Below are 9,836 nucleotides of genomic sequence, written 5' to 3' on the forward strand. Positions count from 1 at the left end.
CTGATATGGTTAACGGCTATTTTGAAATGCCCATTTAGAGGTTGCCTTGTCGTATTCAGCTGAAACATCGTTTTTTGCCCGTTGTATTGCACTATTAAAATTGCTCGGCCCGGGTGTGCTTATGGCAACAGCGGCGGTAGGCGGTAGTCACTTAGTAGCATCAACTCAAGCGGGGGCGAAGTTTGGTTGGCAGTTAGCGCTGCTTATATTGGTAGTTAACTTACTCAAATACCCATTCTTTAGAGCAGGCGTTAGCTACACCATCAGTACCAAACAAACCCTTCAGCAAGGGTACTTGGGAATGGGGAGACGATATTTGGCCCTTGCCTTGGGTTTGAATACCATTGCGTCGGTGGTCAATGCTGCAGCGCTGTTGTTGTTTGCAGCAAGTTTATTGTCGTATTTTATTCCTTTCGATATCGCCATAACGTTGTCTGCTTCAGTGGTTTTGGCACTTATTTTAATCATTCTACTCGCTGGCCATTTTGAAGGATTGGACAATATCGCCAAAGGCATAATGGGCGTGCTTGTGGTGGCGACAGCCGCCGTATTCGTGGTGGCACTAAGCAATTATTCTGCTTCACCAGCACCTGCCGTGGCACCGCCTTCACCTTGGACGCTCGCTACATTAGGCTTTTTAGTAGTCACAATGGGGTGGATGCCCGCACCTATTGAAATATCGTCCATTACTTCACTTTGGTTAAAGCGGCAGTGCAAGGGGCAAGCCGTAACGCCAAAGTCGGCCCTTTTCGATTTTAATTTAGGTTATGCAGTGACGGTGCTACTCGCATTGTTGTTTTTGGGCTTAGGTGCATTAATTTTGTATGGCAGCGGTACAGAGCTAAGTACTAGCGGTATCGGCTTTTCCCATCAGCTAATTAGCATGTACTCATCAACCATTGGCCAGTGGGCGCATTGGCTTATCGCACTGGTTGCATTTTTGTGCATATTTGGTTCGGCGCTAACCGTTTATGATGGTTATGCGAGGGTGGTTGCTGAAGCAATAGCGCTTCTTTTTAACAAAGATAAAAACGCACGAAATACGCTGGTAACGCCGGTGTTACTGTTCATGGCAGTGGCGAGTTTTATCATTGTGTTGTTCTTTAAATCTGCGCTATTGGCAATGTTAGGCTTTGCGATGACGCTGGCCTTTGTTACTACTCCAATGTTTGCTTGGCTTAACCATAAGCTTGTGGCACAAACCAAGCTTCATCAAGACGCGGCGCCAAACGTGGTAGTGAAGCTGCTTAGCTATTTAGGCCTAATCTATCTATTTGGGTTTCTAATGGTGTTTATATGGTGGAAGTGGTTTAGCTAGCCACTTCCTACCGTAACGAGAGCGCAGAGCACTTTAGGTGCTTCGCAAGTCTCGCCTTAGTAAATTAGTTTAATTACGCGCACTTATGCGAGCCCTAGCGCAATACTCATCTATACTGTAGATGACATCGTTTGAGGAGTTCGCAGCTTGGTGCGTGGCAAAAAACTATTTCCTTCCACCCTTTTATTATGGGGTAAGCGTATCATGCTGCTTTCGCTTGTGAGTGCGGCAATGTGGGGCTGTTCAAAAGAACCGCAGCAAACTATCCACTGGCACAATGCTTACGACATTGAGCGCGAACTTCATCTTTTAGGGCAGCAAGAAGACCCTCGAGAAATCTACAAAAGGCTTCAAGGTATTAAGCAACAAGCTTCGCTACAGCTTTCTCAAATGCGTGAAGCAGGTAATCAGGACCCGTTATTTAGGGAATGGTTGGAGTCGCTACGCATTAGCTTATCGTTAGCCCCCTTGTACGGCGATACCATTGAAACGTGTAGCGTGTGGCAAGGCGCCATGGAAGACGCTTGGGGAGTGGGAATAGTGCAGTTTAATGAACGAGCCAAACTCGTGTGGCGGGTAATGGTGGCTACCTGCAACGCACGAGTTCGCTCGGTATAGTACTAGGTTTTACTTAGTATAAACGGGGCGAGCCGCTGTTAGCGTTGCCACTTTATCTATCACTTGCTGTACTACTGCATTGTCTTCTGGCGCTGTTAACACATCACAAATCCAATGGGCTAATTGAGCACAGTCTTCTTCACTAAAATTGCGTGAAGTGACCGCAGGTGTGCCAATTCGAATACCACTTGTAACGAATGGCGACTGCGGGTCGTTAGGTACTGTGTTCTTATTTACCGTTATATTCACGCTATTTAATATCGCGTCGGCTTCTTTCCCCGTCATTCCTTTGCTTACAAGACTTAGCAGGAACATGTGGTTGTCGGTTCCATTAGATACTACGTCGAAGCCACGCTTCATAAACACATCAGCCATAGCTTGTGCATTAATAACTACCTGCTTTTGATAAGCGCGGAACTCTGCTGTCATGGCTTCTTTAAGCGCTACCGCTTTTGCGGCAATAACGTGCATAAGTGGTCCACCCTGAATACCAGGGAAAATTAATGAATTGAATTTCTTTTCAAGCTCGGGGTTTGACTTACACATAATAAGCCCGCCACGAGGACCACGTAGTGTTTTATGGGTGGTAGTAGTAACCACGTGAGCCGCGTTAATTGGCGAGGGATAAACACCGGCCGCAACAAGGCCTGCAACATGTGCCATATCTACGAGTAAATACGCGCCTACACTATCAGCGATGTCTCTAAACTTCTGCCAGTCGACCACGCGAGAGTAAGCGGAAAAGCCCGCTACAATCATTTTTGGTTTGTGCTCTTTTGCCAAGGCTTCTACTTGGTCATAGTCAATTTCACCAGTTTCTGTGTTCAAGCCATACTGAATCGCGTTGTATAGTTTTCCCGAGAAGTTAGGCTTTGCACCGTGTGTCAGGTGCCCACCGTGATCAAGGCTCAACCCAAGAATGGTATCGCCAGGGTTTAATAGCGCCATATAAACTGCAGTATTCGCTTGAGAGCCAGAGTGAGGCTGCACATTCACATAGTCAGCTTCAAACAATGCTTTAGCTCTGTCGATAGCAAGCTGTTCTACTTTGTCCACCGCCTCGCAACCACCGTAATAGCGCTTGCCCGGATAGCCTTCTGCATACTTATTAGTTAGCTGACTGCCTTGCGCCTGCATAACAGCTTTGCTGGTGTAGTTCTCCGATGCAATCAGTTCAATGTGATGTTCTTGGCGTTCGTTTTCTTGCGCAATAAATGCTGCGATATCTGGGTCTTGTTCGTGAAGGTGCTGGTTAAGTGGGTTCATGCTGGCTCCTAAATGTCATTATTTTGTATCTGATACTAGGAGTGTAAAAAGAATAAATAAAATTAATAAAAAATATGGCATTATAATTTTATTAAATGGAATTGTGAGCAAGTTTGGCATCAGTAAGGCAAAACAGCAGGCAAAGCTAATAGAGAGGTGTACAGCAAAGTAATGAAAAACTTATCGATAGATTTTCTGCGTTCGTTCGTGCTTATTGCACAGACGGGTAGCTACACACAATGTGCGGAGCAGCTTCAGCGCACACAGCCTGCCATTAGCTTACAGATAAAAAAACTAGAAGAAATGATTGGGGAAAAGCTATTTTCCCGCGACAAAAACCGCTTGGCACTGACTGGCGCTGGTAGTCGCTTATTGTCGTATGGTGAAAAGATAGTGGCTCTTAACGATCAGGCTATGGCCGAATTCGGCAAGCCGCAGGTTACGGGAAATATTCGGTTAGGCATTCCCAGCGAATTTAGCACAACGCTTATGCCTAAAATTATTCGACGGTTCACGCAAACCTATCCGGAAATATCGCTAGAGGTGCATTGTGCGCTAAGTAAAGACTTACTTAGTGAGCCGCTTAAAAGTCAGTTCGATTTAATTCTTTCGCTACAAGAAACACCAGATCCTCAGCAAGACGGCTACATCATTTCAGATCAATTGGTATGGGTGGGGAGTCAGCGCTTTGTAAATAGCGTGCCTGCTAAACTGCCTATTATTGCTGCACCGTCGCCGTGTATTTACCGCAAGCGAGCAACCAATCTGTTATCGGCTATCAAAAAACCGTGGCAGGTGGTGTATACCATTGCTGACTTAAACGGCATACAAACGGCCATTAACGAAGGGTTGGGTATAACCGTTCTTGCAAAAAGTTCGGTGCCGCCTGGTCTACACGTTCTATCTAATTCAGAAAGTTTACCCGAGCTTGGGCATGTGGGTGTTTGTTTAGTTAATCCTCAGAAGGTGTCATCGAAAGCGATTAGCTTGCTCACTGAAACCATCACCAACGAAGTCGCAAATTTTTAAGAGGAGATAGCAGGGGATAGCTAGCGCGCCTGCCGAACAACAAAAAGGCAAGCGCGTTGAAAGGAGAAAAGGCTTTAAAATAAGGTGCCGTTTATGCTTTTTTAACAAACTGTGCAGTTAGCATCATTTCACCCGCGCCATCTACTTTACAGTCTAGCTGGTGGTCTTTGGCATCTTTTACGTGTCGGATAACGGCTTTGGTGCCAATTTTAAGTACCAACGAACTGCCTTTTACCTTCAAATCTTTTGCTAGCGTAATTTTGTCGCCGGCGACTAACGGTGTTCCGTTGAAGTCTTTTGCTGAGACTTCCTCTTCTACCTCGTTCGGGTTCCACTCGTGTCCACATTCAGGGCAAATAAGTAGAGGCTGATCTTCGTATACATATTCTGATTGGCAATGCGGGCAAGGAGGTAACGACATGTGGAATTCTCTTAAAGTACTAAATTAAAGCGCTCGGGTCATAAAGTGGCTGTTGGGATCGATTGAGTAACTGCCAAATGGACCGCAATCAACAAAGCCAAACTTTTTGTATAGGGTTCTGGCCGCTAAAAAGTAGTCTTGCGTTCCCGTTTCTAAACTTACCGAACTGAACCCCTTCATTTTCGCATGTTCTAGGGCAAAAAGTAATAACTGAGACGCTACCCCGCAACCTCTGAACGGTTTGGCGGTGTGCATAGATTTTAGCTCGGCGCTATGTGTATCAAGGGTTTTAATAGCGATGCAGCCCGCAAGCTGTTGCTGCTTCCAGCCACTAAAAAAAGTAATGTTCGAAGCTTTTAGTGCTTCAACATCTAATGCATGTACGCTCTCAGGTGGCGATGTAGCATACATTTCATACAAATGCTCTTCTAAAAGCGCTAGAACTTCTCCTCCGGTGAGATCATCAATAATAATCTTCATGTGCTTTGGCCTTTAGGTATATTCTGAGTAGACGGCGGTACAAGCCTGTTTGCTACGTGCTTAAGGGTTTAGTCATGTTAAAAAAGCGGTCGTCTTCACTTTTAATGACAAATCCCACTTTTTTATAAAGCGAAACTGCAGGGCTAACTTTGAAAACTCGTAGTTCAAGCGAGTTAATATTGGCCCCTAACGCAAGTCTTTCTGCTTCTTCAATGGCAGCACTACCTATGCCTTTGTTTTGGGCGCTGGGTATGACCTGAAGGTCGCGCAATATACAGGTGTTACCGTCGTATTGAAGGCGCATAACCCCCACCGTTTCGCTGTCTACTTGAATGTCGTAATTAATGAGCTCTGCGGTAACTCCAAGTACTTTGTCGGCGTCCCAATCAGGCGCAAACTGAGCGTAATAATCGCGCATGTTATTAAAGGTAAACTCAGCAGCCCTTGGTAGGTTCGTACTTGGAATAAAGGTAATCTTCATCGCGTTTTCTTCGTTATTTATTGCAAGCAAGACTTTTATCCATGACTTCTTGGTGCGAACATAATTATCGCCATACCAATCATAGCGACAAAGGTGCCCACCAAGTCCCATAACGTTGGCTTCACTCCATCAACAAGCCAAAGCCACATAATAGCCATGAAAATGTAAACACCACCGTAAGCCGCGTATACGCGCCCGGCAGCGGTCGGGTGAAGTGATAACAGCCAAGCAAAAAGCGCGAGCGATATAGCCGCTGGTACTAACAACCATATGGACTTATCTTCTTTCAACCATAAGTAGGGCAGATAGCACCCAACAATTTCAGCAAGTGCAGTAATTACAAACAAACCAATGGTTTTTAATTCCAACGGGTAGACCTCTTTTGAAATACTGCTGGTAAGCAAATAATACCTTTTGAAAAGGGCATTAAAGTGCTACTCGCACGCCATGCTGGCTTGTTGCTTACACAGTTGATGGGCTTCTTCTTCAGAGCTTGCGCCCAAACAAAAATCCAATCGAATCAGCTTTTCTTCGCTCGCAGCCGACTTTCCTTCTGCCAGCGTCCAGTCCCATTCCTCTATGACTCTAGCAGCAGGTTTTTCGATAACCCTTTTAGGTACCGAATTAACTAATGTAATGCTCTTAGTGGTACCTTCAGCATCAACGTTAACTTTAAAAATGCCGCACCCAGCAATGCCTTTTTGTGCTAGTTTCATTGGATAGCGAGGCACAACCTGATTTTCTCTTTGCCACGTACTTTCTGCTTGAGTGGGTGTTAAGTGCGTAAGCTCTACCGTGCCATAAATGGTATCGGCAAAGGAGCCGGCAGACAGTAAGCAGAGTGAAAATAGCGACGCTTTATAAAACATATAACTTTCCTTGTGTTGTTTGACATATTTCCTAGATTCTACGCTAACACGATTTCTGCATTAGGTAGATACCACTTAACGCATTGTATGAAATAAAAGGAAAAAACATTCTGAATACATAATTTCCATTATAAAAGAGAGGTAAAACCGAAGCTGGCGAGTCACTTGCCTTTAATACCCCGCCGTTGTTCTGCTTTACGGCTTAGTTCGCGAGCCATAGCTTGGGATATAGGGTAGCTTGGTAAAATCATCCACAGAATAATGTAGGCGAGAACTGGAATTCCAAAGAAACAACTGGTAATTAGAAATGCTAAACGAAGGCCATTTTTTCGCAGACCGTAGTATTCAGCGATGCCTGAGCAAACGCCAGCAATAACTCCTTTACTACTGCGCGTAAGAATACTTGTTTTATTTTGCATACCAGTTTCTTTGACTTAACTGTAAATTTTCTAATCCTTCATAACAAGGCGAGCACCAGGATGCGAAAAAGTAAGCAACAACATTTTCACCTTCAAGGCTTTGAAAGGTGATGGGCAGTTTATCTATAGTATAAAACGTGTGCTCTTGAACAGGCTTTCCTATGAATGCCCTAGATGCTGCGACTTTCTCTTCATATGTCTGACTCCACGAACCGCTTGAGAAAATCAGAAATAGAAATATCGAAACCTTCTTCACAATGACCTCCTAATTGTCAAAGAATATAGCAACTCAAATAAGTAGAAGTAATACATGGGTTAATATTAACTGCACTGTAGCACCACCCAAGCAGCAGAGAAGTCACGTTTTCTAGCGTCACTTTCTCTAACCCAGAAATAAAGCATACCCATATCCCCCCACATAACTTCGATATCATCATCAGAGTCAAATTGGAAAATCATTCGCCAATCGTTTTCCTGCCTTCGAAGCTGTTTGGCTTTTTCTGAATTGTATCCTTCTGAACCGCCACAATTTACTCCACTACTCACAAGGTGACATTCTTCTTCCATATCGTCATTTTGTACTGGTGTAGGAAAGCCCCCAACTTGATGGCGAGGTTCTACTCCGTACTGTTCATCGATAAAGTCGTAGTATTCATCATCCTCGTCTTCAGATAAGCCAATTTCTTCAAAGCTAATTCTTTGCGCATCTGGATAGCTAGTAAAACTTTTTGCTTTCAAATATTTAATTGAAGGGGCTACATGTTCGTCACTGAGATCTCCGGGCAGTTCATGAGAGTACAGATCTCCAGAACCATTCTCATAAATTACAGCCCAACCACCCTTATCATTTGGGTCAAACCCCCAAGGCCACTCTTCAAAATCATAAAAGAATAATAATCGGCCACTGTCAGGTAACCATTCGATACTTTGATTTACGTTAATTTCTTCCAAGTCTAGCTGAGCAATGAACCCAAGTGGTTTATTATTTTTACGAGGCCAGTCGAAAGGTGAACGTACTACTGGCTTTCCACCAAGAAAACTAACTACTTCTGTCTCTGCGGGAATAAGCCTAAGGCACTTTTCACCGAGGCTTAGTATTTTTTCATTCATTATTGTTCAATTCCTTTGATGGTGAGGCTAACACCCTGCTTATGGGAAAAATACGTAGGCTAGAATATCAAGCAAAGGGTAGGGAGCCTACGTGCTTTTGTCCAAAGTAGCCTAGCGAGTGCGTTTATTTGGGTGCTAGGTGCGTGCCTCTATGACCTCGATTTCGGTTCGTTACCGTGAAAATCTATGTAGAGCTTTTTTAAGTTGTTTGGAACGAGTGGCCAACCAGCTTTTATCCCTGCAGGTGTTGCATTCCAAAACAAGTGTTCGACGTAATATTTGTCGATGTACTCAAATTCAATTGAAGTTGCCGAGTCTAATTTTTGGCTCATGTATGATAAATGTCTTTCAGCTTCCGCTAGTCTATTCTCGTTCAACGCAAAAGTTGTTGAGTTTGCAAACTCTTCCATTCGAAAGGTTAGCGCCCAACTCTCGTGTTTTTCCATTAAAGGTACAGTATCCGGAAAACGAGACTGTATGTCTTTAATGAATCTTTTTATTTCGGCTTTTGCCATAAAGTTCCTTGTAGTACCTAACGCTAAGCTAACGAGCAGCAACGTAGCGGTATCATAGCCTAGCGCCGCTGGGTTTCTGCTCCAATGAACGGCGTGAACGTGTTAAGCGCCTTTCTTCTATTCACAGGAGAAAATAGCACTATCTTCTCCTGTGAGTAGAATATCCCATGCAGGGACACAAATACGTAAGCTAAAATACAAAGCGAAGTTACGGGAACGTACGTGCTTGTATCCCGCTGGCTTGGTTTGTTGTGTAGCGTTCTATCCTTGAGTGTATTTTTGTTCGCAAGAGACAACGGCAGCGCATAACCCGCTAATAACTAAAAAGCAAATAGTAGCGGAAAATGTGCCCATGCTAACAAGTAAACAAGTTTCTCTGACTCTAGGATCGACAGCGAAAGCTGCGCCCCATAGTAGAACAGTAAAAAAAGAGAATATATAGGCGAAAATACCAAGAGCTCTAGCTGCGAACAAAAGAGTTGGTAGGTTTACAGTTTGTATCGTTTGATAAGGGTAGAGTTTCATAAAAAGTCCTCTAAAATGATTCAACACTTCATAGCTCTTCAATGACGGGCGCAGGCTCGTGGGACATAATGGCGAACATGCCTGCGTGTTTTTGTCCCAGTATGCTCCGCTTGGGTCCACAGCGGCTTGTTATGCCTTACGCCAAAGTTATGCAAGGCCTCTAATTATGTCCAGTTTGTTGTCCGGAGCATCTGGAGACATAAAGTTAGGAATGGTTAGATTGTTTCTTTTAGGGCGCCCTAAAAATTGAACTGGCCATTCAGTTATTCTTTCTTCTTTTATGTGTTCATATTGGCCGGTGATTGGTTCGCTTATGTACTCGCGTTGAAGAACTAGAGCCATTGGTCTTTCTGCACCTAGAATATCGTTGCTACATTCCAATGCTTCTTCAAAAGTGGCGAAAGCATAGTAATAGTCGCTTCCACCTTCGAGGTCTGGCGCGCCATCGTGAGGATGACACCATACCCTATATTCGAGAACTTCATCCCAAACATACCCACCTCCGGACTTGGCAACTGCGGGATAGTTTCCAACTTGTTCTGGGTCGAGTACTTCTGGATAAATCTTCATAATCTTCCTTGAGCATAACTTTTAAATAAGGGGCGATAGCACGTAGGGCATAATACCGAAGCGGCCCCGCGAGTTAGCGTCCTAGCGAACGAGGTGTGTGAGTTTATTGGCTTGATAATCATTGAGCCTCCTCCCTATCAGCATAAACAGAGTTTATCCTAATAGGCGACCAAACCAAGGGAGAAAACTCAATGAACTTTTATACTAATACACAT

The 9,836-nt window shown here is 44.2% G+C and carries 14 protein-coding genes; 3 read left to right on the plus strand and 11 right to left on the minus strand.

Going from position 1 to position 9,836, the window contains the following annotated elements; all coding sequences use genetic code 11:
• Positions 1-46: 46 nt before the first annotated feature.
• Together F0261_RS12295 and F0261_RS12300 are read left to right on the plus strand one after the other, a co-directional pair.
• Complete coding sequence (locus F0261_RS12295) at positions 47-1,318, plus strand: NRAMP family divalent metal transporter (RefSeq protein ID WP_171338084.1); 1,272 nt, start codon at positions 47-49, stop codon at positions 1,316-1,318.
• 147 nt (positions 1,319-1,465) lie between these two features.
• Complete coding sequence (locus F0261_RS12300; RefSeq protein WP_039225015.1) at positions 1,466-1,936, plus strand: hypothetical protein; 471 nt, start codon at positions 1,466-1,468, stop codon at positions 1,934-1,936.
• 9 nt (positions 1,937-1,945) lie between these two features.
• Here the strand turns inward: F0261_RS12300 and glyA are convergent, their stop codons facing one another.
• Positions 1,946-3,202, minus strand: a complete 1,257-nt coding sequence (gene glyA, locus F0261_RS12305) for a serine hydroxymethyltransferase (RefSeq protein ID WP_014978204.1) — start codon at positions 3,200-3,202, stop codon at positions 1,946-1,948.
• Between the two features lie 171 nt (positions 3,203-3,373).
• Here glyA and F0261_RS12310 point away from each other — a divergent pair, with 171 nt between their 5' ends.
• A complete protein-coding gene (locus F0261_RS12310) occupies positions 3,374-4,231 on the plus strand; it encodes a LysR family transcriptional regulator (protein WP_014978205.1) in 858 nt (285 codons plus the stop codon).
• Between the two features lie 91 nt (positions 4,232-4,322).
• Here the strand turns inward: F0261_RS12310 and F0261_RS12315 are convergent, their stop codons facing one another.
• From F0261_RS12315 to F0261_RS12360, 10 genes are all read right to left on the minus strand, one after another.
• Entirely contained in the window at positions 4,323-4,652 is a 330-nt protein-coding gene (locus tag F0261_RS12315) for a zinc ribbon domain-containing protein YjdM (protein ID WP_014948132.1), read from the minus strand.
• Between the two features lie 24 nt (positions 4,653-4,676).
• The gene (locus F0261_RS12320; RefSeq protein WP_171338085.1) at positions 4,677-5,132 is read right to left on the minus strand and encodes a GNAT family N-acetyltransferase; all 456 of its coding nucleotides are present in this window, start codon (positions 5,130-5,132) and stop codon (positions 4,677-4,679) included.
• Between the two features lie 52 nt (positions 5,133-5,184).
• A complete protein-coding gene (locus F0261_RS12325; protein ID WP_171338086.1) occupies positions 5,185-5,613 on the minus strand; it encodes an N-acetyltransferase in 429 nt (142 codons plus the stop codon).
• Positions 5,614-5,648: 35 nt separating this feature from the next.
• On the minus strand, positions 5,649-5,981 hold the full coding sequence (locus tag F0261_RS12330) for a YnfA family protein (RefSeq protein WP_252119685.1): 333 nt from the start codon (positions 5,979-5,981) through the stop codon (positions 5,649-5,651).
• Between the two features lie 66 nt (positions 5,982-6,047).
• Positions 6,048-6,482, minus strand: coding sequence for an energy transducer TonB (locus tag F0261_RS12335; RefSeq protein WP_171338088.1), 435 nt, complete (start codon positions 6,480-6,482; stop codon positions 6,048-6,050).
• 161 nt (positions 6,483-6,643) lie between these two features.
• Entirely contained in the window at positions 6,644-6,901 is a 258-nt protein-coding gene (locus F0261_RS12340) for a PspC domain-containing protein (protein WP_171338089.1), read from the minus strand.
• Positions 6,891-7,157 carry a thioredoxin family protein gene (locus tag F0261_RS12345; protein ID WP_171338090.1) on the minus strand — a complete coding sequence of 89 codons (267 nt, stop codon included), beginning with the start codon at positions 7,155-7,157 and terminating at the stop codon, positions 6,891-6,893. Before F0261_RS12345 ends, F0261_RS12340 begins: the two co-directional genes overlap by 11 nt.
• Positions 7,158-7,222: 65 nt before the next feature.
• Positions 7,223-8,011 (minus strand): YwqG family protein, encoded by a 789-nt coding sequence (locus F0261_RS12350; RefSeq protein ID WP_171338091.1) that lies wholly within the window; start codon positions 8,009-8,011, stop codon positions 7,223-7,225.
• 149 nt (positions 8,012-8,160) lie between these two features.
• Positions 8,161-8,526, minus strand: coding sequence for a hypothetical protein (locus F0261_RS12355; protein WP_171338092.1), 366 nt, complete (start codon positions 8,524-8,526; stop codon positions 8,161-8,163).
• Between the two features lie 672 nt (positions 8,527-9,198).
• Positions 9,199-9,621, minus strand: coding sequence for a GCN5 family acetyltransferase (locus tag F0261_RS12360; protein ID WP_110289466.1), 423 nt, complete (start codon positions 9,619-9,621; stop codon positions 9,199-9,201).
• Between the last annotated feature and the right edge of the window lie 215 nt (positions 9,622-9,836).

The sequence above is a fragment of the Alteromonas sp. 07-89-2 genome (genome assembly GCF_013113925.1).
Taxonomy (GTDB): Bacteria; Pseudomonadota; Gammaproteobacteria; order Enterobacterales; family Alteromonadaceae; genus Alteromonas; species Alteromonas macleodii.